This window comes from Nocardiopsis sp. CNS-639 (assembly GCF_000381685.1).
GTDB classification, from domain to species: domain Bacteria; phylum Actinomycetota; class Actinomycetes; order Streptosporangiales; family Streptosporangiaceae; genus Nocardiopsis; species Nocardiopsis dassonvillei.
In genome coordinates, this window is the sequence record NZ_KB906860.1 from 1 (window position 1) to 22,612 (window position 22,612).

The window sequence follows — 22,612 nt, forward strand, 5'->3', positions numbered from 1 at the left end:
CTTGCCGTTGGTGCCGACGCAGCAGAGCCCGACCACCCCTACACCCCGGGCGTTGGTCGCCCTCCGGTGGGCGCTCCCGCCTTTGGTGCCGATTTTCGTCGCACACCCCCGCCCCCCACCCGACGCCCACCGTTTTTCGCAGACCATTCCACTTCGCGGCAGCTGGCGCGCTTTCGTTGCCGCCAGAAACCCCCGACAAGAACGGCGTAGGGAGGGGACCTGAAGACGGCCCCTCCCTACTCCTCAATTCGTCATCCCCGTTGGGCACAGGGCGCTTAAGGGCACACCAAAGCCTCCGTGGGTGGGATCCCCCCTATTTCCAGGAAACCATCACTACGCCACCCACGACCAGCCCCGATGCGCGCCTGTGGAAAACCCAGCCTTACGAAGACCGCCCCACTCACGGAGACCACCGACCCGCGGAGACCATCCACTCGCAGAGACCACCGACCCACGGGGGCCACCGCCCTCCGGACCCATCCGAGTTCCTCCGAGTTCCTCCGAGCTCCTCCCGGGCCCATCCGACCCATCCGGGCCCGTCCAAGCCCACCCGAACCCACCCGAACCCATCCGGACCCGACTGAGCCCAACCGAACCTGTCCAAGCCCATCCGAACCCGACTGAGCTCATCCGGCCCGTCCGGGCTCAGTCGTGGAAGACCAGCTCGTCCGGGCCCAGGGCCGTGAAGTCGGTCTCCTCGATGGGGCCGCCCTCGCGGTCGGTCACACGGGGCTCCTGGACCATCTCGATGCTGCCGCCCGACTCGTACCGGACGACGTAGACGCCCTGGTGGCCGCCGTGGTCACCGTCTCCGGAGGCGAAGGGGACGGGGCTGGGGCCCTGCCACTCCTGGGACTCCAGGGCGTCGACGAGCGACTGGCGGGTGAGGTCCTCGCCCGCCGACCTGAGCGCCTGGGCGAACATGACGGCCTGGGTCATGCCGAAGACGTGCGTGTTGGTGATCGTGCCGCCCTCGCCGTACTCCTCGTACACGTCGATGAAGAACCGGGCCCACTCGTCGTCCTCGTCCTCCACGCGCGGCATGTAGCTCGTGATGAGCATGCCGTCGAGGAACTCGTCGGCGGGCACGCCCTCGGCGTCGGTGTCCTGCGTGAACTCCGCCAGCAGCCCCTGGAGGGTGGCGGTGTCGCCGCCGATGCTGGAGACCACCCACTGGGGCTCGTAGCCGATGCTGGCCGCCTCCAGCATGCCGAGCGCGACGAACGCCGGGATGCAGGAGCACACGACCACCTCGGCCCCGGTGCGCTCCAGTTCGGCGATCTGGGCGCTGAGGTCGGGCACCTCGGACTCGTAGTGCTCCCGGGCCACGACCTCGTCGCCGAGGTACTGGTCGAGCCCGGTCTGGGAGTCCTCGCCGACGTCGTCGTTCTGGAACAGGTAGCCGACGCTCTGGTCGGGGAAGTTCTCCGCGATGTACTCGCCCTGGATCTTCGCCTCCTTGGTGTAGTCGGTCTGCCAGCCGTAGGTCAGCGGGTGCTCGTCGGGGTTGTTCCACGCCAGGGCGCCCGAGGACGGGAAGACGTCGGGCACGCCCTCCTCGTTGAGGTAGTCGAGGACGCTGCTGTGCGTGGGTGTGCCCAGACCGCCCACCATCGCGAAGATCTCGTCCTCGATGACCAGCTGCCGGGTCACGTCGATCGTCCGCGCGGGGTCGTAGGCGTCGTCCTCGACCCGGTAGTCGATCTCGCGCCCGTTCACGCCGCCCTGGGCGTTGACGTACTCGAACACGGCGCGGGCGCCCTGGGAGACCGCGAGGTAGCCGGGGGCCGCGGGCCCGGTCAGGGGCTGGTGGGAGCCGATGACGACGGCGTCGTCGGTGACGCCGGTGGAGACGTTCAGGTCGACCTCGGAGCCCTCGGTGACCTCACCGGCGCCGGTGCAGGCCGTCGCCAGCATCGTCAGGGCCAGGGAGGCCGCCAGGGCGGCCCGGGTTCCGCTGCGGTTGCGCATGGGGTTCTCCTTCTCGGGGGTGGGGGGTGGAGCGGTGCCGGGCGGGCGGGCGCCCCGGCACCGACTAGCGGGGTCCGGACCCGGCGGGTCCGAGGCGTGCGGTCAGGCGCTGGAGCGCGCCGTGGATGCCCAGCGGCCAGAAGCGCAGGACGAGGATGAGGACCACGCCGAAGAACACGATCGGGAGGTTGTTCTCCGCGTCGCGGCTCAGGCCCAGGGTTCCGGCCAGGTCGGCGACCCAGACCTCCAGGTAGACGATGGCGACCGCGGCCCACAGCGCGCCCCACAGGCTGCCGATGCCGCCCAGGACGAGGGCCGCGAGCAGGGTCAGCGACAGCGCGAGGGTGAAGGTGCTGGGGGTCGCGGTGCCGAGCACGTAGGCCTGGAGGCCGCCCGCGAGGCCGCCCGCCGCCGAGGCGATGACGAACGCGACCACCTTCGTCGTGCCGACCGGGATCCCGGCCATGGCGGCCGCGGTCTCGTCGTCGCGGATGGCGCGCATGCGGCGGCCCAGGCGGCCGGTGGAGACGGTGGCCAGCACGGCCAGGCCGATCACCACGGCGGTCCACACGACCAGGGCCTTCCACTCGCTGTCGGTGACCAGGCCCTGGAGGAGGGGCGGCGCGCCCGCCGTGCGGATGTTGAGGCCGTTGCTGCCGCCGAGGAGCTCGTGGTAGCGGTGGGTCAGCCCGGGCAGGCCGACCGCGAGGATGAGGGTGGCCCCCGCCAGGTAGGGGCCGTGCAGGCGTGCCGTGGCCGCGCCGACCGCGATCCCGGCGACGGCGGAGACCCCCACGATGAGCAGCAGGTTCACCGCCAGGGGGAGCATGGGCTGGTACAGGACCAGCAGAGCCATCGTGTAGGCGCCGATCATCATGAACGCGCCGTGGCCGAGGGACACCTGGCCGCTGCCGCCGACGAGCAGTTGCAGACCGGCGACGGCCAGCATGGTGTAGCCGACGGCGGCCACGCGCAGCGCGGTGAGGTCTCCGGTGGCCAGCAGCAGCGCGGTGACGGCGGCGAGCCCGAGGGCGGCCAGGAGCAGGTGGCGCAGCGGCGCGGGCAGGGCGCGCCACCGGCCGCCGGAGGCGGCGGACGGGTTCGGGGGGTGGGGGGCGGCGGCGCGCTCCGCGCGCTGCCGGGTGGGTGAGGGCATCGCTACACCTTTCGCGCGGCCGGGCGGGACAGGATGCCGTCGGGGCGCACGCTCAGCACCGCGACGACGATGACGAGGGCGGCGAGGGTGGCCAGCTCGGGCCCGGCGTAGCCGGACACGTAGGACATACCGAGGCCGATGAGCATCCCCCCGAGGACGGCGCCGAACGGGTTGTCCAGGCCGCCGATGACGGCGGCGGTGATGCCGTAGACGAACACGACGTCGAACACGTTCGGGGAGATGAACGGCGGTCCGGCGAGCATGCCCGCCAGGGCGCCGATGAAGGAGGCGATCGCCCACCCCGCGGTGAGCATCAGGCCCACCCGCACGCCGCTGAGCCGGGCGGCCTCGGGGTGGAAGGCGGCGGCGCGCATGCGCAGGCCCAGGGGGGTGAACCGGTACAGGGCGAACAGGAGCAGCGCGACGGCTCCGACCGACACCAGGGCGAACACGTTGGCGGGCGAGAAGCGGCCCACGTAGCTGAACGCGTAGCCGAACCCGTGCTGCTCGTTGCCCCAGACCATCCCGACCAGCCCCTGGACGACCAGGAGGAGGCCGAGGGTGACGATGATGGCGTTGAGCTGGGAGACGCGGGCGATGGGCCGGATGACGAACCGCTCGACCAGCGCGCCCGCGGCCAGGCCCGCGGTGAGCGCGGCGGCGAAGCCGAGCCAGTACGAGCCGGTGAGCTGGGTGACGGTGTAGGCCGTGTAGACCGCGACCAGGGCGAGCGCGGGCTGGGCGAAGTTCACCAGGCGGGTGGCCTGGTAGATGATCACCAGGGACAGCGCCAGCGCCGCGTAGGCCGCCCCGGACGCCAGCCCGTTGAGGGTCAGGTTGATGAAGTGGGTCATGCGGGGACTCCTCTAAAAGCCCAGGTAGGCGTGGCGCGTGCGGTCGTCGGAGAGCAGGTCGGCGGAGGCGCCCCCGACCGCGACGCGCCCCTGGTTGAGGACGAACCCGGTCTCGGTGACCGACAGCGCCCCGGCCGCGTTCTGCTCGACCAGGACGACGGTGAGCCCGGTGCGGTCGCGCAGGTCGCGCAGGAGGGTGAAGATCTGCCTGGTGACCAGGGGCGCGAGGCCCAATGAGGGCTCGTCGAGCAGCAGCACCCGGGGCCGGGCCATGAGGGCGCGGCCGATGGCGAGCATCTGGCGCTCGCCACCGGAGAGGGTGCTGGCGGGCCTGGCGCGCCGCTCGGCCAGGGGCGGGAAGAGCTCCAGGACCTCGCCCATGGCGGAGTCGCGGCGGCGGTCGGACCGCCACAGCCCGCCCAGGCGCAGGTTCTCCTCGACGGTGAGTTCGACGATGACGCCGCCGCCCTCGGGGACGTGGGCGAGGCCGCGGGTGATGACCTTCTCGGCGGGCAGGCGGGTGATGTCCTCGCCGTCGAGCAGGACGCGCCCGGAGGCGGCCGGGTGGAGGCCGGTGAGGGTGCGCAGCAGGGTGGTCTTGCCCGCTCCGTTGGCGCCGAGGACGGCGCACACGCCCTTGGCGGGGACGGTGAGGGACACGCGGTCCAGGGCGCGGACGGCTCCGTAGGAGGCGCTGAGCTCCTCGACGGACAGCAGGGGCGGGGCGGTCATCGGGCGGCTCCGTTCGCGTCGCCGGGATCGGCGGCGGGGGTGTCCGTGGGGGCGGCGGCCGTGGCCCGGGCCGGGGTTCCCGTGTCCCGGCCGGGCGCGTCCGCGGGGGTTCCCGCGTTCCGGGCGGGTGAGTCCGCGGGTGCGTCCGCGGGGGTGCCGAGGTAGGCCTGGGTGACGAGGGGGTCGGCCTGGACCTCGGCGGGGGTGCCGGTGGAGATGACCCGGCCGAAGTTCAGCACGACGATGTGGTCGCAGACCCGCATGACCAGGTCCATGTGGTGCTCGACGAGGACGACGGCCATGTCCCGGCTGAAGCCGCGGATCCGGTCGGCGAGGGCGTCGATCTGCGCTCCGGACAGCCCGCTGGCGGGTTCGTCGAGCAGGAGGAGTTCGGGTTCGCCGACGCAGGCGCGTGCGAGGGCGACCTGCTTCTGCACGCCGTAGGGCAGGGTGGCGGGCAGCCGGTGGGCGTGCTCGGCGACCCCGAAGCGCTCCAGGGCGGCCAGGGCGCGCCCGCGCAGCTCGCGTTCGTCGCGGTGGTGCCGTCCCAGTCCGGTGAGCAGTGAGAACGGGCCTCCGGAGGCGAGGCGGTCGGCCCCGGCGACGACGTTGTCCAGGACCGTCATCATCGGGAAGAGGTTGAGGCCCTGGAAGGTCCGGGCGATGCCGGCGCGGGCGAGGTGGTGGGGGCGGCGGCCGGGCGGCGGGGCGCCCTTCCAGGTGATGGTCCCGGCGGTGGGGCGCAGGACGCCGGACAGGACGTTGAACAGGGTGGTCTTGCCCGCTCCGTTGGGGCCGATGAGGCCGACGACGGACCCGGGCGCGACCCGGAGTCCGACGCCGTCGAGCGCGGTGAGGCCCCCGAAGCGCACGGTCACCCCGTCAGCGCTCAGGAGGTGCTCCGTTGCGGTCGTCGTCATGGGCTGCCTTTCTCTTCGACCGGAGGCGTACCGACCAGTTGGTATGAGGGGGGTGTCCGGCGGCGCCTCGACCGTCGGCCCGGGGTCAGTTGAACAGGCGGGCCAGGTCCACGCGGGACCTGATGTTGAGCTTGCGGAAGATGCCGCGCAGGTGGTGCTCGACCGTGCGCGGGCTGATGAACATGTGGGCGGCCACCTCGCGGTTGGTGGCCCCCTCGGCGACCAGACGGGCGATCTGCTGCTGTTGCGCGGTCAGCTCGCTGGTGGAGACGGGGTCGGGGCCGCGTTCGGCGGTCCCGATCGCGCGCAGCTCGGCGCGGGTCTGGCGCACCCACAACCGCGCCCCGAAGCGTTCGAAGGACTCCAGCGCGTTGTACAGGTGCTCGCGGGCCCGGCCGGGCAGGCGGGCCCGGCGCAGGTGGGCGCCGAACAGCAGCTGGGTGCGCGCGTGCTCGACGTCGTCGTCGCCGCCGACCCGGTGCAGGGCCAGCGCGTTCTCGAAGTGGTCGCACGCCTCGTCGCCCGCGGCCAGCAGACCCGAGCCCCGGGCGGCCAGCGCCAGCGTGCTCGGGCTGCCCACCGACTCGGCCCAGCGCCGGTACCCGGCCAGGGAGGTGCGCGCCCACTCGGTCTCGCCCATGCGGGTCGCCGCCTCCACGAAGTGCGGGGCGGTGAGCAGCCGCATGGTGGGGTGGCCGTGCCCCGGGGCGGCGTGGACCAGGGCGCGCAGCCGGAAGAACGCCTCCGCGGCGTTGCCCCGGGACAGCTCCAGGACGGCCAGTGCCCACGCCGACAGGGCGGCGGCGAGGCCGAGGCTGTTCTCCCCCGCCTGGGCGGCGACCGCGCGCGCCCGGATGCGGCAGGTGTCCACGTCTCCCTGGATGGCGGCGATCATCGCCAGGGAGGCCAGGTGCTGGGTGGCCCACACGGTCTGGCCGGTCTCGCGGGAGATCCGCAGACCGGTCAGGGCGGTCCCCGCGGCCGAGGGGAAGCGCCCGCTCCAGAACTCGGAGAAGACCAGGAAGCCCAGCGCGGCGGGCAGGGTGGCCCGTTCGCCGCGCAGGCGGCCGACCTCGACGGCGCGCGAGGTCACCGAGCGCACGAACGGCGCGTCGCCCAGGCGCAGGCCGCTGATGCCCGCCCAGACCAGCTCGGAGGGTTTGGCGATCGCGGCCAGCCCGGTGGCCTCGCGCAGCAGCGGGGTGGAGCCGGGGTAGTCGCCGCGGAAGGAGACCGCGCACCCCTCCAGGAAGGACGCGACCATGCGCATCGGCGCCGGGTCGTCCGGGCGGACCAGGGGCAGGGCCAGTTCGGCGGCCCGGCCGTGGCGGACGGCGTCCCCGGCGAGGGAGGCGGCGTCGGCCGAGCGCACGAGGGCGCGCAGGGCCAGGAAGCGGTCGTGGGGGATGAGTTCGCGGCCTACGGTGAGCAGGCGTTCGGCGACGTCCATGGCGTTCTCGCCGCGCATGGCGATCTGGGCGTCGATGAGGTCGGAGGTCGCCCGCCGCCGGTCCGTCACCGCCAGGGGACGCGCCCGCGCGAGCAGCCGGGTGGCGCGCGCCGAGCTCCCGGCCATGTAGGCCTCGTAGGAGGCCGTGTTCAGCCGGCAGGCGCGCTCGTCGGGGTCGGGGCACAGGTCGGCGGCGCGCTCGTAGGCGTGGGAGGCGGCGAGGCGGCCCTCGATCCGCTTGACGCGCCGGGCGGCGGCGGTGGCGGCTTCGGCGAGCCCGGCGTCGGGCGCGTCGGCCCCCGAGGCGGTGTGGCGGACGAACTCCGCGGGCGAGAGTGCGGGGTCGCACGCGCGGGCCAGGGCCCGGTGCGCGGCGCGCAGCCGCCCGGCGGGGGCGTCCTGGGCGATGGCCTCGCGCGTCAGGGGGTCGGTGAAGACGACGGTGTCGCCCTCCACCCGCACCAGGCCGCGCTCCTCGGCGGGTTCGAGGTCGGTGACGGTCGGTCCGGGGCCGGTGGCGTTCGGTCCGGGATCCTCGCAGGCCTCCAGCAGCCGGTGGACGCGGGGCTCGTCGCCGAGGGCGGCGAGCAGCAGCAGGTGGCGGGTCCGCTCGGGGAGATCGCGGTAGGGGGCGAGGAAGCCGGCGCGCAGGCGGCCGGGCAGGCGCGGCGGGTCGGGGAGGGGTTCCTCGCCCAGGAGCTGGGCCCGGGACAGCCCCCGCAGGAGGCCGAGGACGGCGGCGGGGTTGCCGTGGGCGGCGCGGACCAGGGCGGAGCGCACGGCGGTGGCCGGGGTGACCGGGGCCCTGTCGGTGAGGATGTCGTGGACCGCCCGCTCCTCCAGTGGTGCGAGCGGGAGTTCGGTGACACCGGGGACGAGGGCGTCGGGAGGGGGTTCGGCGTCGGCCTCGGGCACGCGGGCCCCGGCGGGCTTGCCGCGGCCCTCGCGCGCGGTGAGGACGGCGGCGACGGGGGTTCCGGCGAGGCGCCGCGCGACGAAGGCCAGGGCGTCCAGCGAGGGCGCGTCGAGCCGGTCGGCGTCGTCCACGCACAGCAGGAGGGGGCGGTCGGCCGCGGCGCGGGAGAGCAGTTCGACCAGGCCGGTGTAGAGGGCGAGCCGGTCGGCGTCGGCGACCGCTCCCCGGGTCAGGGCGTCGCGGAGCAGGCCGCGCCGGGGCTCGGGAAGGCGCTCGGTCTCCTCCGTGAGGGGGCGGAGGAGGCGCTGGAGCCCGGCCAGGGGCAGGCCCGCCTCGTCGGCGACCCCGTCCGCGCGGAGCACGGTGAAACCACCCGCGGACCCGCTCAGGTGCTCCAGGAGCGCCGTCTTGCCGCGCCCGGGGCCTCCGGAGAGGAGCAGGGAGGCGCCCCGGCGGGACCGCGCGTCGTCCAGGGCGTCGGAGAGGGCCCGCTGCTCCGTGTCGCGACCCCGGAGGCGGGTGACGGGGGGTTGTGTGTTCCTGCCAGCCACGTGCACACATTCGCACAGCGGGCCCCCGACGCGGCAGGTGCGGGCGACCACACTGGTCGTTTCACCGATGCTCACCCGGAGTCGCACGCGACGTGCGTGACGGGCCTGGGTTGGGGTACTCGCGGTACCCACGGGACGGATGCGCGGGCAGGGCATCACGGTGCCCACCTGGGTTTCCGTGGTCGGGGAAAGTGACGGGGCTCACCCTCCCGAGGGGGTCCCGCGCCGCCCCGGCTCCCACGCGGGCCGGGAGCAGGGTTATCAAGCCGTAACGTGCGCACAACGACACACCCGCGATACCGGCAAACGGGACAAAAGATCACATGGATAGCTTTTTATCTTCTTCAGGACACTGTCGCGACCGCCCCCGACGGGGATATCCAGTCCGGGACGCCCCGTGAGGGAACGCCCCTACGGCAGGGAGGGACCGACGCCCATGGAGAACCGCTCCACGGCAGCACACGACACGCGGCGGCCGGTGTCCGCCGGCACCCGCACCGGCAACCGCACCGTGCCCCCGACCTTCGGCGTCGAGGAGGAGTTCTTCGTCGTCGACCCCGGCACCCGCCTCATCCTGTCGCGGGCGCCCGAGGTGCTCGCCAACACCCGCGTCCTGGGCGACCACCTGTGCGGTGAGTTCTCCCGCGCGCAGGTGGAGGCCAACAGCCCGGTGTGCGACGACGCGGGCGAGGCCCTGCGCTTCCTGCGCGCGGCGCGCGGGGAGCTGGACCGCGCCGCGGGCGCGGCCGGGCTCGCCGTCGTCGCCTCCGGCACCGCCGTCCTGGGTGATCCGGCCTCGGTGGGGACCAGTGAGGGGCGCCGCTACGCCGACATCACCGCGCACTTCGGCGCGCTGCGCGAGTCGCACGTGGTGTGCGGCTGCCACGTGCACGTGGGCGTCCCCGACCGGGAGACCGCCGTGGCCGTGGGCAACCACCTGCGCCGGTGGCTGCCGTTCCTGGTGGCGCTGTCGGCGAACTCGCCGTTCCACGCCGGACGCGACACCGGCTACTCCAGCTGGCGCACGGTCGCCTGGAACCGGCTGCCCTCGGCCGGTCCTCCCCCGTTCCTGCGCTCCCTCGCCGAGCACGAGCAGGCGGTGCGGGCGCTCTCCGACTCCGGGGCGATCCTGGACCGGCGGATGGTCTACTGGGACGTCCGCCTCTCCGACCACCTGCCCACGCTGGAGATCCGGGTGAGCGACGTGGCCGCCACCGCCGAGGAGGCGCTGCTGCTGGCCCTGTTGGTCCGCGGCCTGACCGGTCGCGCGCTCGCCGACGTGCTCTACGGGGTCCCCGCGCCCGCCATCCCCGACCAGGCGCTGCGGGCCGCCGTGTGGCGGGCCGCCCGGGACGGGTTGGAGGGCGTGGTGCCCGACCCGCTGACCGGTGAGGCGCTGCCCGGGCACGCGGCCTCCGAACGGCTGCTGCACGCCGCGCTGCCCGGCCTGCTGGCCAACGGCGACGCCGACCTGGCCTCCTCGCTGCTCGACCGGGTGCGGGCGGCCGGGAGCGGGGCCGCCCGCCAGCGCGCGGTGTACGCCCGGCGGGGCAGACTCGCCGACGTGGTGGACCACCTCGTGGTCCAGACCAGGGAGGGCCTCGTCTGAGGAGGGCGGGCCGTCGTTGTCCACAGGGGCTACCGCCCGCCCCGGATCCGCGGTTTCCTGGATACGGGGGGTCCCCAGGGCCCTCCCACGTCGTGCTGCCCGCATCCGGCCACCGGCTCCGGCAGCCCCGCCCGGCAGCCGCTCCCGGAGGCCGCCCGGAGCGCCCGAAGGCGGCCGGGACCACCGCTGCGCCCCGGAGCGCCCGAAGGCAGCCGGGGCTACCGCCGGGCCAGCTCCTCCGGGCCGCCGTCCCCGCCCGCCACCTCGGCCATGGTGGGCGGGTTCGCCCCCTCCCGGGTCACCGTGACCGCGGCGACCGAGACCGCGAACCCCAGCAGGGCCTCCAGGTCCGCCTTGTCCAGTCCGGCGAGGCGGGCCCGCGGGTCCTCCCCCAACCGGTCGTGGCGGTCCAGCCAGTTCAGCAGGGCCCCCATGAAGGAGTCGCCCGCGCCCACGGTGTCGGCCACCTCGGTCCTGGGCGCGGCCACCGCCACCTCCTCGCCCCGGCAGACCGCCAGGGCCCCGTCGGCGCCCATGGTCACCACCACCAGCACCGGGCCCAGCGCGGCGACGGCGTGGGCCGCCCGGACCGGGGACAGGTCCGGGTACAGGAACGCCAGGTCCTCGTCGCTCGCCTTCACCAGGTGCGCCTGCGCGGCGTGGCGCAGGGCCAGCGCCCGCGCGGTGGCGGGGTCGCCGATGACGTCGTGGCGGATGTTGGGGTCCAGGGTGAGCGTCACCCGCCCGCGCCCGTGCTCGCGGCGCAGCATCGCCTCGATCAGGGTGGCGCCGGGCTCGCGGAACAACGCTATCGACGCGGCGTGCAGGGCGCGGACCCCCGGTTCCAGCTCCTCGGGCAGCTCCCCCGTCCGCCAGCGCCAGTCGGCGGCGTCGTCCATGCGGAAGTCGTATCGGGCCGACCCGTCCTGGCCGAGCGTGGCCAGGGCCAGCGCCGTCGGCTCCCGGGCCGGGAGCAGTCCCGCCGGGTCCAGCCCCTCCCCGAGCAGGCGCTCGCGGATCAGCTCGCCGAAGCCGTCCGCGCCGATCCGCGCGAGCAGCCGGGTGGGCGTGCCCAGCCGGGCCGCCGCCACCGCCGTGTTGGCCGGACCGCCGCCGGGCGCCGCCTTGAGCACGTCGGGGCCGTGGGACGTGGGCAGCAGGTCCATGACGTTCTCGCCCACCACGACGAGGCGGGGTGAGGATCCGGCCGCCGCGGCCCCTCCGGCCGGGGCGTCCTGCGCGTCCCCTGTGTTGTCGGCGGTCACGCGTTTCCTCCGGAGTCGTGGTCAGTGCCGGGCAGGAGGGCGGCCGCGATGGAGGCCGACAGCCCGATCTGGGGCAGGAGTGCCGCCTGGTAGGCGTGGTAGACGTCCGGTTTGCCCGGCCACACGCTCGCGGCCGGGCGGTTGTCCGGGTCCAGTTCGTGGTGCCAGCTGCCGCGTTCGCGGTCCACGTGGTACCGGTCGGCGTAGGCCCACCAGCGTTCGTGCAGGTCGGCGTAGGAGGCCACGCCGGTGTGCTCCCCCAGCGCCCAGGCGGCCATGGCGGCCTCGGCCACCACCCAGTGCATGCGCTCGCGCACGACCGGCCGGTCCTGCCAGTCGAGGGTGTAGACGAACCCCTCGGCGCCGTCGACGGCCCAGCCGCGCCGGACGGCGTGGTCGAACAGCGCCTCGGCGTCGGTGCGCAGCCACGCGGGGACGGGGTCGCCCGCACGGCTCAGCGCGACCTCCAGGTGGACCAGCAGGCGCGCCCATTCGAGCAGGTGGCCGGTGGTGCTCCCGAAGGGCCGGAAGGGGTGGTCGGGCTGGTCCCGGTTGTAGTCCGGGACGGGCTTCCAGTCGGAGGTGAAGTGCTCGGGCAGGCGCCAGTCGTGCTCGGCGGCCACGCCGTGGATCAGGCGCTCGGCGATGGAGAGCGCGCGGCGGGCCCACACTGCGTCGCCAGTGGCGTCGGCCGCGGCCAGGAAGGCCTCCACGGCGTGCATGTTGCTGTTGGCGCCCCGGTAGTCCTCGGTGGCGGTCCACCCGCAGTCCCAGCTCTCGCGCAGGGCGCCCGCGGACTCCTCCCAGAAGTGCTCCTCGACGACCCGCAGCGCGTCGTCGAGCAGCTCACGCGCTCCCGGACGACCGGCGAGGGTGGCGCTGGAGGCGGCCAGGACCACGAACGCGTGCTCGTAGGCCGACTTGCGCGGCAGCTCATGGGAGCGCTCCCGGGAGGTGTTCCCCCCGGTGTCGTCCGGCACCCGGTCGAACCAGCCGCCGTCCCGGGCGTCACGCAGGGGGCCCGTCGCCAGGGCCGCCACACCGTGGTCGGCCAGCCGTCCGGCGTCGGCCTCCCCCCGCAGGTGGGCCAGGGAGAACACGTGCGTCATCCGCGCGGTGATCCAGGCGGCGGCTGGCCGGTCCCGCTCCACACGCCCGTCCGCGTCGAGCCAGCCGAAGCCGTCGGACACGGCGGATCCCGCGGCGAAGCCGTACAGCCGCCGCTCCTCCTCGCGCAGCCACTCGGGCAGGCCCGGGGCCGGTCGTGTCGATGGTGTCAATCCACTGCCTCCTCAAGGCGTCGGTGAGCGGGTCCACGGTATCCCGCGAACTCGACACCGCGGTAGACCGGGGAGCCCGGTCAACAGAACACACCATCGCTCCCGAGACAGAACATTCCGGACACACGGCTCCGGAGGGGAGGCCGAAAACCGGGTGCGCCGCCCCACCCCTTCTGCCAGAGTCGCCCCGGCGCCGCCCGGACCCACGGCGGGGCCGGCTCCCCGTCCGTCCACGGCAGAAGGCAGGCCCGCCATGGCCCACTCCGGTTCCTCCCCCGAACACCCCGACCGGGACGCCCTGTCCCGCGACCCCCTGCCCCTGCGCGGCAGGACAGCCCTGGTCACCGGCGCGAGCAGGCGCGGCGGCATCGGCTACGCCGTCGCCCGCCGCCTCGCCGCGTACGGCGCCTCGGTGATGGTCCACCACCACCAGCCGCACGACGCGGAGCTGCCCTGGGGCAGCGACGACCTCACGGCCGTGCTCGACGGCGTGCGCGAGGTGCTCGGCGACCCCGCCGCCCGCGTGGCCGACGTCGGCGCGGACATGGCCGACCCCGACGCGCCCCGGCGGGTGGTGGAGGCGACCGTGGCCGAGTTCGGGCACCTGGACGTCCTGGTGGCCAACCACGCGCGCAACGGCGGCGACGCGACGCTGGCCGAGGTGACCCTGGAGATGCTCGACGGGCACTGGGCGGTCGACGCCCGCGCGCCGATCCTGCTCGCCCAGGCCTTCGCGGCGCGGCACGACGGGCGCCCCGGCGGCCGGGTGCTGTTCATGACCTCCGGGCAGATCCGCGGGGCGATGCCCGGCGAGGTGGCGTACGCGTCGGCCAAGGCGGTCCTGGCCCAGATCACCCCGACCGTCGCCGCCGAGCTGGGCCCGCGCGGTATCACCGTGAACGCCGTCGACCCCGGCCCGGTGCAGACCGGCTACATCGACGAGGACCTCATGCGCCGCGTCCTGCCCGGCTTCCCGGCCGGGCGGGTGGGCCTGCCCGACGACCCGGCCAGGCTGCTGGCCTGGCTGACCACCGACGAGGCCTCGTGGGTGACCGGCCAGGTGATCAGCACCGACGGCGGTTTCAGCTGCTAGGGCGTGTTCGGCGGACACGTACCCTGCTGCGCGAAGGGCAGCATCCACCGGACACGCCCCGGGAACCGGGCTCAGTCCCGGGGACCGGGTTTGGTCACCCGCCCGGCCGCGTTGCGCGCGGCGGCCTTGGCGCTCCCCAGGTCGGCGGCGCGGCAGGTCCACCGGACGTGCTCGGCGGCCGTGACCGGGTCGTCGGCCATGGGGATGTGCCCGCTGCCGATCAGCGAGACCATGCGCGCGTTGGGCACCCGGCGGTGGGCGTGCGCGGCGCTGGACGGCAGCAGCGTCCGGTCGCGGTCGCCCCAGGCGATGGTGACCGGGCACTCGATCGGCCGTGCCGTGAAGGCGTACTCGGCGATGCGCGGCACGAGCCGGATGTAGGGCGAGCCCTGCTGGAGGCCCCGGACGCTGAACCGGGTCGCCTTGGCCGCGGGCGAGGAGGGGTCACCGCGCAGCGCGATCCGCGCGGCCGTCCTGGCCGGGGCGGTGTTGGCCAGGCGCTCCTTGACCGGCATCGGGACGCGCGCGGCCAGGCGGGAGAGCGCGCCGACCCCGCGTATCGCGCACCGGGCGAGCCTGTCGGAGAACCCCGCCGGGGAGAACACCGTCACGGACGCGGCCAGGCCCCGGACCCCCAGTTCGAGGGCGATCGACCCGCCGAGCGAGTTGCCCGCCAGGTGCGGGCGCTCCAGCCCGTGCAGGCGGCAGAACGCCTCGATGTCGTCGGTCAGGGTGAGGACGTCGTAGGGCTCGTCGGGGCCGGGCCCCGGTGAGGCGCCGAACCCCGGCAGGTCCACGCAGATGACGCGGTAGTCCGCGGAGAGCCGCCGCATCACGGCGGTCCAGCTCTGGCGGCGGTCTCCGAGTCCGTGGAGGAGGACCAGGGGGCGGCCGCTCCCCCGTTCTTCGAAGGCGATACGTGTCGGGTCCATGCCCTTCGGTCTACCCGATACGGGGACCGGTAGCGTCCCCGGCTCGCGGGCACCGGGGCGTGCGGCCGGGCCGGGCGCCGCGAACGGGGGCGCCCCGGCCCGGCCGCGAGGCGGTCAGCTCCTCCGGGGAGCCCGCGTCAGCACCACGCCCGACAGCACCGCGAGCAGTCCGAGCACCGGGCCCATGCCGAGCCCCAGGCCGGACACCGTCAGCAGCAGCATCCCGCCGCCGACCAGCGCCGCGGCGGCCAGGACGCGGACCATGCCCGGGGAACCGCTCAGCACCTTCGGCGGGTTCTCGAACCGCACCGCCCAGTGCGCCAGCGGCACGATCAGGGGCACCAGGACCACCAGCCCCAGCACGCCCCACAGCACCCACAGGCCCGTCAGCGGCTCGGGGGTGTCGATCCCCAGGCCGAACACCAGCACGCCCGCCACCACGCTGAGCGGCAGCATGTGCCACAGGTAGACCGTCATCAGCTGCGGGCAGATCCGGTCCAGCAGACGCGCCGGGCCCGGGCGCTCGGACCAGGCGCTGATCCGCTCGCGCAGCAGCACCGCGACGCCGATCTGCAGCGCGCCCATGGCGGCGAGCACCAGGGTGGGCGGGGACACGTTGGAGGACTCCGTGGCGAACACGCCCGTCATGTTGAGCGAGTAGGGGCCGAACATCGTCAGGGCCAGCGCGGCGGCCGCGCCGCCCGCCACCATCCCCGCGGCGTAGCGCAGGCGGATCGCCCCCGTCGCGTAGCGGAACCCCAGCTGGTGCACGCCCAGCCACACGAAGGCCACGTTGAGGTAGCCGACCCAGTCCGCGCCGGTGGAGAAGCGGGTCAGGTCCACGGCCGCGGCGGCGGCCAGCAGGGCGATCGGGACCCACCAGCCGAAGAGCTCCTGGGCCCGGAACAGCAGCGGGGTGGACACGACCACCAGCACGTACACGGCGAGGAACCACAGCACCATGCCCGCGGCCTCGGCGCCCACCAGGACGGCCTGGGCCGGTGCGCCGCCCAGGACCAGCAGGTGGGAGGCGACGATCCACAGGGCCGCCAGCGGCACCACCGGCCAGGCGAGTCTGCGCAGTCTGCGCGCGAACCAGTCCGAGGCGGACATGCCCCGGCCCGAGGCCGAGCGCCAGCTGATCAGGTTGGCCGCGCCCCCGACGAAGAAGATCAGCGGCATGACCTGGACGACCCACGTCAGCACGAAGCCGCCCTCGGTGGACAGGACGCTGCCCGCCTCGAGGGACCCGGGCTCGTGGATGAGGACCGGCAGCCACCAGTGCTGCATGACCACCAGGGCCATCACGAACAGCCGGATGACGTCCAGGAACCTGTCCCTGCCCGCCCCGGGCCGCGGTGTCCGCGGAGAGGGCAGGAGGACGGTACTGGAGGCGTACGCCGACGACGTGCCTCCGCCTTCGTTCTCGACGGTCACGGTCATCGGTCGCTCCTTGGTCTACCCCGTACGCGTGTGCGTCCCCGGACGCGGTGGTGCGCGGGGGGCCGGTGTGGCCGGGATCAGGGGGTGGCGACGCGTTCTCGAACGCGCCCGGTGGCGTGGCCGCGTCAGCTCAACTGTCGGCGACGCGTGGTAAACGAGAGTAGGTCCGGCCGGGTGGTGGCCGCGATGGATCTGGCGCCCCTCTCCGAGGGGCGGTTGGCCCGACCATGGAAGGTGGTGCCTGCACCACCGCGCGTCAGCGCACGGCGGATCGGGGACCGTTCTCCCCCGGGCGGAGGGCGCGGACGCGCCGAACGTGCTCCGGGAAGTCCGAGGGAGTTCCCGCACACGGTACCCCGCGAGACGGCGTGCACGAAACCCTTGGGGAAGGTCCGTGTGCGGAGACGGAACAGCTGTCCGGAGCGGTCGGGCCGTGCGGCACCGGCGTGAGAGCCCCGGGCACGAGCGGAAACGGCGGCTGGGGCGTCAGCGGAGCCGACGCCCTGAGCGGAGGCGGGACCGGTGCCCCGGCCGGGCCCGCTCCGGTGCTGTGACCGAGGAGTCCGCCGGCCCGGCCGCGGGTCAGAACCCCCCGCCTCGCACAGGCGGCACTTCCGGTCGCGGTGTCAGGGAGCGGTGGGCAACGCGCGCTTGTGGGCGGTGACGCGGTACCGGTCGACCAGCGCGGTCTCCACGTGCCCGGGCACCGGCAGGCCCTCCAGGAAGTCGTCGATCTGGTCGTAGGTCAGGCCGAGCGCCTCCTCGTCCGGCTTCTGCGGGGAGAGCGTCTCCAGGTCGGCGGTGGGCACCTTGCGCACCAGGTCCTCCGGAGCGCCCAGCTCGGCGGCGACCGCGCGCACCCGGCGCTTGGTCAGCCCGGTCAGCGGCACGAGGTCCGCACCGCCGTCGCCGTACTTGGTGAAGAAGCCGGTGACCGCCTCGGCCGCGTGGTCGGTGCCGACCACCAGTCCGCGCAGGCCGCCCGCGACCGCGTACTGGGCGATCATCCGCTGCCGCGCCTTGACGTTGCCGAGGACGAAGTCCGCCGAGGACTCGCTGGTGTAGGTCATCCCGGCGGCGGCCAGGGAGTCGGCCATGGCGTCGCTGGCGGGCCCGACGTCCACGGTGAGGCAGCGCTCGGGGGCCGTGAACTCGACGGAGCGGGCCGCGTCCTCCTCGTCCTTCTGCTCGCCGTAGGGCAGGCGCATGGCGACGTACTCGCACTCGTGGCCGTTCTCGCGGGCCCGGTCCACCGCCAGGCGGCACAGGCGTCCGGCGGTGAGCGAGTCCACGCCGCCGCTGATGCCCAGGACCAGCGCGGTGGAGCCGGTGCTGATCAGCCGCTCGGCGAGGAAGGCCACACGGCGTTCGATCTCGACGCGCGCGTCGAAGTGCTCGGGCACTGCGAGGTCGCGGATGATCTCGCGACGGGCCTGGCTCAGCTCGGTGTCGGTCACTGCGGTCCCCCGTGGGTGTGGTGCGTGTGCCCGCTGATTATCGCCTGTCCCGTGTTCGGGGACGAGTCCGGGGAGCGTCCGGAACCGGAAGCGGCGGTGGAGGGGCGCGGTCCCGGGGCCGGGGGTGCGCGGGGGCGGGGCTCGGGGCGGCCTCAGGTGTCCGTGCGCAGGCGGCGGGCGAAGCGCTCGTAGTCGACGACCACGCCGTCGCCGTCCACCGACAGCCGGTACTCGCCGTGCAGGGGGTCGCGGTAGGTGTAGCGCTCCAGGCCGTCCTCGGCGGGGTGGCGGGTGTAGCGCTGCCTGACCCGGCGCACCCGCAGGGAGGGGATGTCGATCCAGACCACCGCGATGTCGCGGTACTCGCCCGGGCGCAGGCCGAGGCGGCGGATGGGCAGGGTGTTGGTGAGCGGGGTGGCGGCGACGTCCACGTCCAGGCAGCCCACCAGTCCGGGCAGGGGGACGCCGTCGGGTCCGGTCCAGTGGCCTCCGTGGGCGTCGAGCGTGACCGACTCCAGGCCCTGGGAGGAGAGGACCTCGGCGTACACCCGCCGGGTCGTCCACGCCAGGTCGGCGCGGACGCTGAAACGGGTGAGGAACCGCTCCTCGCCCACGACGACGGTCTCCCCGGCCTCCAGGCGGTAGCCGTCGGGCTCGGGGAGGAGCGCGCCCAGCCCGAGCCCCTCGGGGACGTCGGTCCGGGCCCACACGGCCGGGTGTTCCGTCAGTGACGACATGTCACCGTTCTACCGTTCCGGGGTCGGGCGCGCCAGAGCGGCCCCGGGGCCCGCGCCGCGGACGCGGTGGGGCGGGGAGGCCGGGGCGGTCACCGCCCCGGCCGTCGCCGGTACGGCCGCCGGTCAGACCCGTGCGGCCTCTCCCGGAGCGGAGCCGGTCCCGCGGATCTCCGCCTCGACCCGGTCGAAGTCGCTCTCCATCTGCGGGGTGACCCTGGCCAGGCCGTTGAAGACGAGGACGGCGGCGACGCTGAGGACCACGGCCGGGACCATGGCGTACAGGCCGGTGCCGAAGAAGTTGGCGTCGAGGACGTCCCACACGATCGCGGTGGTTCCGCCCGCGATCATGCCCGCGAGCGCGCCGGACCAGCTCATGCGCTTCCAGAACACGGAGAGCACCAGGATCGGGCCGAAGCCCGCGCCGAATCCGGCCCAGGCGTAGCCGACCAGGTCCATCACCGACTGGTCGCCCCACAGGGCGATGGCCGCGGCGCCCAGGGCGACGGCGACCACGGTGACGCGGCTGATCCACAGCAGCCTCCTGGGGTCGGCGTCGCGGTCCACGAAGGCCCGGTAGCCGTCCTCGGTGAGCGCGGACGCGGCGACCAGCAGCTGGGAGTCGGCGGTGCTCATGACGGCGGCGAGGATGGCGGCGAGCAGCAGACCGGCGACCAGCGGGTGGGTCAGGGCCTCGATCAGGAGCGGGAAGACCTGCTCGGAGTTCTCCAGCGGGGTGTCGAAGTAGGCGACGCCGATGAAGCCGACCAGCACGGCCAGGGCCATGGCGGTGACCGCCCAGACCACGCTGATGACGGCGGCCTTGGGGATGTCGCGGACCGAGCGGATGCCCATGTAGCGGGACAGGATGTGCGGCTGGCCGAAGTATCCGAAGCCCCAGGCCAGGCCGGAGACGATGACCACCCAGCCGAGGGTGTCGGTGCTCACCCACTGGCCGAGCTCGGCGTCCAGGGCGGTGCCGCCGACGGCCGACAGCAGTCCGTCGCTCTTGTCGGACACGCCCTCGGTCAGCCCGGCGAAGCCGCCGAGCGCGGTGATCGCGATGACCGGGACGACCAGCAGGGCGATCCACATCATCGCGGCCTGCACCACGTCGGTGTAGGACACCGCGAGGAAGCCGCCGAGCACGGTGTAGAGCACCACGATGCCCACGCCGATGGCGATGGCGGGGCCCGGGCTCAGTCCGAAGACCTGGTCGAACAGGGCGGCCATGGCGACGAGCCCGGAGGCGACGTAGAAGAAGTAGAAGACGATGATGAGTACCGCCGAGACCCCGCGCAGCAGCCGTGTGGGGTCGTTGAAGCGGTTCTCCAGGAAGGTGGAGAGGGTCAGGGAGTCGGAGTCGCCCCCCGAGCGGGCGTCGGTCACGCGCTCGGTGTACACGCGCAGGCGGGGTGCGAGGAGGATCCAGCTTCCGGCGAAGCCGCAGGCCAGGCCGACGGCGATCCAGGCCTCGCCCAGACCGGAGACGTAGATGGCGCCGGGCAGTCCGAGCAGCAGCCACCCGCTGAAGTCGCTGGCGTTGGCGCTCAGCGCCGCCACCCAGCTGTTGAGCTGTCTGCCGCCGAGCACGAAGTCCGACTGCGAGACGGTGAGCTTGTAGGCCCACAGGCCGATGGCCACCATGGCGGCGAGGTACACGCCGAAGGTCGCGATGGACCAGAGCATGGATTCGTCCAAGATCCCGCCCTCCCTTCCCCTGAGCGCGCGGGCATGAGCCTTACGCGCTGTTTGCGAACATTGCGGGAGATCACTGCCCCGTGTTCGGCAGGACACAACGCCCGTGCGTGGAACAACACCGCTTTGAGACCTCGGCGAGTCCTCCGCCGAGAGCCGCCGCCCGCCAGGCCGTGCCCGGGTACTGGTGTTCGTCGGATCGCACAGGGGTGGGCGGCCCTCCCGCCCCGGATCTTTTGTGACGCGCGTCACGAACGCCTCGGGTGCCGGAGCCCGTGTGCCCCGGTCCCCACGCGGAGGTCCACGATTCCCTTCCGTCACACGGAACACTCACGGAACTCTGTTCCCAGCGCTCCGGTGCCTCCTGGTTCACCGCTGTCCGAGGGGGAACTGTTCCGGGCAAAGTGGATGTCAGAGAGGTCCCCGAACGTGGCCACCCCCCATACCCCGCGCGGCCTACAGCCCAACGAGCCGTCATGGCAGATGCGGGTGCTCGACCAGTACGGCACCGTGGGCGGCGCCGTGCTCCTGTCCCCCGGCCTCCTGGTCACGTGCGCGCACGTCGTCAACGCCGCGCTCGGCCTCCACGGGGAGAAGGAGGAGCACCCGGGCCCGCTCGCCACCGTGCGCCTGCGGTCCTTCGACGACCGGGTGTGGGAGGCCTCCGTCGACACCCGGCTGTGGTCGGCGGGCCCCGACAGCCGCGACCTGGCCGTGCTGCGGCTGCGGGACGCGGGCCCCGACACCTCCTTCCCCGTGCTGCGGGAGTGCGCGAGCCTGGAGCCGCAGCAGCCCCTGTACACGGCGGGTTACCCGGAGGGCATGCGTTCCCTCCAGGCCCCGCTCGTCTGCCAGGGGCCCGGCGGGCCCACCGGGGTCACCCACCAGGTCGAGACCCCCACCTCGCAGCCGGTGCGGATCACCGGCGGGTTCAGCGGCTGCGCCGTGCGCACCGGGACGGGCGAGCTGGTGGGGATCATGCAGAAGACCCACCACTACGTCTGGAACGACCCCGACCGGCCCTCCGGCATCGCGTTCATCCTCCCGGTGGAGGAGCTCGTCGGAGAGCGCGGCGACGGCGAGGTCGTCTCCGCGCAGCGCCTGGCCGACGAGTCCCTGTGCGGCCGGGAGGCCTACGACAGGCTGCACGACCTGCTGGACTCGGTCCCCCTGGAGGCGGTCCCGCCGGAGGACCTGCTGAGCCCCGCCGAGGCGCGCAAGGCCCGGCGGCACGGCGCGGGCACGACCGCCTGGCGGGTCCTCACCGCGCTGTGGGACCTGGTCCCGCCCGTCGGCGAGCCGCCGCCCCGGGTCGCCTGGGTGCACCACGTCTACCAGGAGATCCGGCACCAGCGGCCGCTCCCGCCCGCGGTGTGGTCCTGGATCCGGCAGGAGGCCGGGCCGATGGGGCGCGACTGGGAGGAGGCCCTGACCCGTGACCGGGACCGGCGGCTGCTCCGGCGCAGGGAGCCGGACGCGCCCGCGGCGCCCTCCGGCCACCACGGCGAGCGTCCGCCCGACACGGTGGTGCTCTTCGAGTTGGAGCCGGTGACCGGCGGCTACCGGCTCTCGCACCGGATCGCCCACCGGGGCGAGAGGGACGATCCGCTGCCCCAGGGCACGAGGCTGGTCGGCGAACCGCAGATCTGCGACGAGATCGCCGACCTCATGGGCGAGGCCACCATGCAGAGGCTGGTCACGCCCAACGAGGAGTCGCTGCGGCTGCGCGTCCTGCTGCCCAGGGACCTGCTGCACCTGAACCCGGGCCAGGCCAGCCCCCACCGCGACCTGCTGGAGTACGCGCCGCCGCTGTGCACCATGTACGAGATCGTGTACCACGTCCGCGAGCGGGTGCGGTTACCGCACTACCTGGGGGTTCCCCCCGACCGCTGGCGCCTGCGCTGCGAACGGCAGACGGCCAGCCCCCTGGTGGAGGACCGCAACGTGCTCGCCTCCTGGAAACAGGAGGTGAGCGAGGTGGCGATCGCCCTCTCCGACCAGAACGTGACCGTGTGCGTCACCGACTCCGACAACAGCGATGTGGAGCACGTCTACGATTCCGCCCTCTACTGGGGAATTCCCACCATCATCAGGGGGCCCAGAAAGGCGGTGACCGCCTTCCTCGAGGAACTCCTGGACCGGGAACCCGATTCGCGCGTGCGCATCTCCGGACTCGCCCGCCACCTGCGTGACAGCGCGAGAAGGAGTTCGCAGGCCAGGGAGATCGCGATCATTCATGACATTTTCGGCGACGCCCTCCTCCAGGAGGCGCCCGGGGAGCCCGCGGGCCCTGAGAGACCGGGCGTCTGAGGGATCATGGAAGGAGTCCCCGACCGGACGGCCCGCTGCGCGCCGAACGTCCGCCCACCCGGGACGCCACGATTTCCGGCGTTCCCCAGGAGAGAAAATTCCGGGAGGAGAAAACCGCTGGCAGCGGACCTATCGGCACCGAGGCGGCGCCTTCTTAGTTAGGATCGTTCTGGTCGGGCGGCTACGCCGGGGAAAACTCACCGGCGCCCCGGGGGGACGCGGTTCACCGAGCCGGATATAA

Annotated in this window: 16 protein-coding genes; 3 read left to right on the forward strand and 13 right to left on the reverse strand. The window is 74.0% G+C overall.

From position 1 onward, the window contains the following. Nucleotides 1–645: 645 nt before the first annotated feature. From G011_RS0112710 to G011_RS0112735, 6 genes are all read right to left on the reverse strand, one after another. Nucleotides 646–1,971, reverse strand: a complete 1,326-nt coding sequence (locus G011_RS0112710; protein WP_019608786.1) for an ABC transporter substrate-binding protein — start codon at nucleotides 1,969–1,971, stop codon at nucleotides 646–648. A 64-nt stretch (nucleotides 1,972–2,035) separates the two neighbouring features. Further along, the gene (locus tag G011_RS0112715; protein WP_019608787.1) at nucleotides 2,036–3,127 is read right to left on the reverse strand and encodes a branched-chain amino acid ABC transporter permease; all 1,092 of its coding nucleotides are present in this window, start codon (nucleotides 3,125–3,127) and stop codon (nucleotides 2,036–2,038) included. Nucleotides 3,128–3,129: 2 nt separating this feature from the next. Beyond that, nucleotides 3,130–3,981 (reverse strand): branched-chain amino acid ABC transporter permease, encoded by an 852-nt coding sequence (locus G011_RS0112720; RefSeq protein WP_017562488.1) that lies wholly within the window; start codon nucleotides 3,979–3,981, stop codon nucleotides 3,130–3,132. A gap of 12 nt (nucleotides 3,982–3,993) precedes the next feature. Further along, on the reverse strand, nucleotides 3,994–4,713 hold the full coding sequence (locus tag G011_RS0112725; protein WP_019608788.1) for an ABC transporter ATP-binding protein: 720 nt from the start codon (nucleotides 4,711–4,713) through the stop codon (nucleotides 3,994–3,996). Further along, a complete protein-coding gene (locus G011_RS0112730) occupies nucleotides 4,710–5,633 on the reverse strand; it encodes an ABC transporter ATP-binding protein (protein ID WP_026338255.1) in 924 nt (307 codons plus the stop codon). The genes G011_RS0112725 and G011_RS0112730 overlap by 4 nt, the downstream gene beginning before the upstream one ends. Nucleotides 5,634–5,718: 85 nt before the next feature. Further along, nucleotides 5,719–8,601, reverse strand: a complete 2,883-nt coding sequence (locus tag G011_RS0112735) for a LuxR family transcriptional regulator (protein ID WP_019608790.1) — start codon at nucleotides 8,599–8,601, stop codon at nucleotides 5,719–5,721. 385 nt (nucleotides 8,602–8,986) lie between these two features. On the opposite strand from G011_RS0112735, the gene G011_RS0112740 reads away from it, so the two are divergent. Beyond that, on the forward strand, nucleotides 8,987–10,159 hold the full coding sequence (locus tag G011_RS0112740; protein WP_019608791.1) for a glutamate--cysteine ligase: 1,173 nt from the start codon (nucleotides 8,987–8,989) through the stop codon (nucleotides 10,157–10,159). A 218-nt stretch (nucleotides 10,160–10,377) separates the two neighbouring features. Here the strand turns inward: G011_RS0112740 and G011_RS0112745 are convergent, their stop codons facing one another. Both G011_RS0112745 and G011_RS0112750 read right to left on the reverse strand, forming a co-directional pair. Further along, a complete protein-coding gene (locus G011_RS0112745) occupies nucleotides 10,378–11,424 on the reverse strand; it encodes a PfkB family carbohydrate kinase (protein ID WP_019608792.1) in 1,047 nt (348 codons plus the stop codon). Continuing rightward, nucleotides 11,421–12,704 (reverse strand): AGE family epimerase/isomerase, encoded by a 1,284-nt coding sequence (locus tag G011_RS0112750; RefSeq protein WP_019608793.1) that lies wholly within the window; start codon nucleotides 12,702–12,704, stop codon nucleotides 11,421–11,423. The genes G011_RS0112745 and G011_RS0112750 overlap by 4 nt, the downstream gene beginning before the upstream one ends. Before the next feature lie 253 nt (nucleotides 12,705–12,957). On the opposite strand from G011_RS0112750, the gene G011_RS0112755 reads away from it, so the two are divergent. Next, nucleotides 12,958–13,797, forward strand: coding sequence for an SDR family oxidoreductase (locus G011_RS0112755; RefSeq protein WP_019608794.1), 840 nt, complete (start codon nucleotides 12,958–12,960; stop codon nucleotides 13,795–13,797). 71 nt (nucleotides 13,798–13,868) lie between these two features. Here G011_RS0112755 and G011_RS0112760 read toward each other — a convergent pair whose 3' ends face one another. From G011_RS0112760 to putP, 5 genes are all read right to left on the reverse strand, one after another. Beyond that, complete coding sequence (locus G011_RS0112760; RefSeq protein WP_019608795.1) at nucleotides 13,869–14,729, reverse strand: alpha/beta fold hydrolase; 861 nt, start codon at nucleotides 14,727–14,729, stop codon at nucleotides 13,869–13,871. A gap of 114 nt (nucleotides 14,730–14,843) precedes the next feature. Further along, nucleotides 14,844–16,172, reverse strand: a complete 1,329-nt coding sequence (locus G011_RS0112765; protein WP_019608796.1) for an acyltransferase — start codon at nucleotides 16,170–16,172, stop codon at nucleotides 14,844–14,846. Nucleotides 16,173–16,798: 626 nt separating this feature from the next. Then, nucleotides 16,799–17,629, reverse strand: coding sequence for an ammonia-dependent NAD(+) synthetase (gene nadE / locus G011_RS0112770; protein ID WP_019608797.1), 831 nt, complete (start codon nucleotides 17,627–17,629; stop codon nucleotides 16,799–16,801). A 152-nt stretch (nucleotides 17,630–17,781) separates the two neighbouring features. Further along, nucleotides 17,782–18,366 carry a putative glycolipid-binding domain-containing protein gene (locus G011_RS0112775; protein WP_019608798.1) on the reverse strand — a complete coding sequence of 195 codons (585 nt, stop codon included), beginning with the start codon at nucleotides 18,364–18,366 and terminating at the stop codon, nucleotides 17,782–17,784. Between the two features lie 123 nt (nucleotides 18,367–18,489). Further along, on the reverse strand, nucleotides 18,490–20,052 hold the full coding sequence (gene putP, locus G011_RS0112780; protein ID WP_019608799.1) for a sodium/proline symporter PutP: 1,563 nt from the start codon (nucleotides 20,050–20,052) through the stop codon (nucleotides 18,490–18,492). Between the two features lie 438 nt (nucleotides 20,053–20,490). Here putP and G011_RS0112785 point away from each other — a divergent pair, with 438 nt between their 5' ends. Next, nucleotides 20,491–22,371, forward strand: coding sequence for a serine protease (locus G011_RS0112785; protein WP_231391434.1), 1,881 nt, complete (start codon nucleotides 20,491–20,493; stop codon nucleotides 22,369–22,371). The last annotated feature ends 241 nt before the right edge of the window (nucleotides 22,372–22,612 follow it).

What these genes read in the sequence shown, in the direction of transcription:
- G011_RS0112730 (WP_026338255.1), bottom strand. Translation starts at nt 5,633, where the DNA reads ATGACGACGACCGCAACGGAGCACCTCCTGAGCGCTGACGGGGTGACC.
- G011_RS0112710 (WP_019608786.1), bottom strand. Translation starts at nt 1,971, where the DNA reads ATGCGCAACCGCAGCGGAACCCGGGCCGCCCTGGCGGCCTCCCTGGCC.
- G011_RS0112775 (WP_019608798.1), bottom strand. Translation starts at nt 18,366, where the DNA reads ATGTCGTCACTGACGGAACACCCGGCCGTGTGGGCCCGGACCGACGTC.
- G011_RS0112715 (WP_019608787.1), bottom strand. Translation starts at nt 3,127, where the DNA reads ATGCCCTCACCCACCCGGCAGCGCGCGGAGCGCGCCGCCGCCCCCCAC.
- G011_RS0112765 (WP_019608796.1), bottom strand. Translation starts at nt 16,172, where the DNA reads ATGACCGTGACCGTCGAGAACGAAGGCGGAGGCACGTCGTCGGCGTAC.
- G011_RS0112720 (WP_017562488.1), bottom strand. Translation starts at nt 3,981, where the DNA reads ATGACCCACTTCATCAACCTGACCCTCAACGGGCTGGCGTCCGGGGCG.
- G011_RS0112725 (WP_019608788.1), bottom strand. Translation starts at nt 4,713, where the DNA reads ATGACCGCCCCGCCCCTGCTGTCCGTCGAGGAGCTCAGCGCCTCCTAC.
- putP (WP_019608799.1), bottom strand. Translation starts at nt 20,052, where the DNA reads ATGCTCTGGTCCATCGCGACCTTCGGCGTGTACCTCGCCGCCATGGTG.
- G011_RS0112760 (WP_019608795.1), bottom strand. Translation starts at nt 14,729, where the DNA reads ATGGACCCGACACGTATCGCCTTCGAAGAACGGGGGAGCGGCCGCCCC.
- G011_RS0112755 (WP_019608794.1), top strand. Translation starts at nt 12,958, where the DNA reads ATGGCCCACTCCGGTTCCTCCCCCGAACACCCCGACCGGGACGCCCTG.
- G011_RS0112740 (WP_019608791.1), top strand. Translation starts at nt 8,987, where the DNA reads ATGGAGAACCGCTCCACGGCAGCACACGACACGCGGCGGCCGGTGTCC.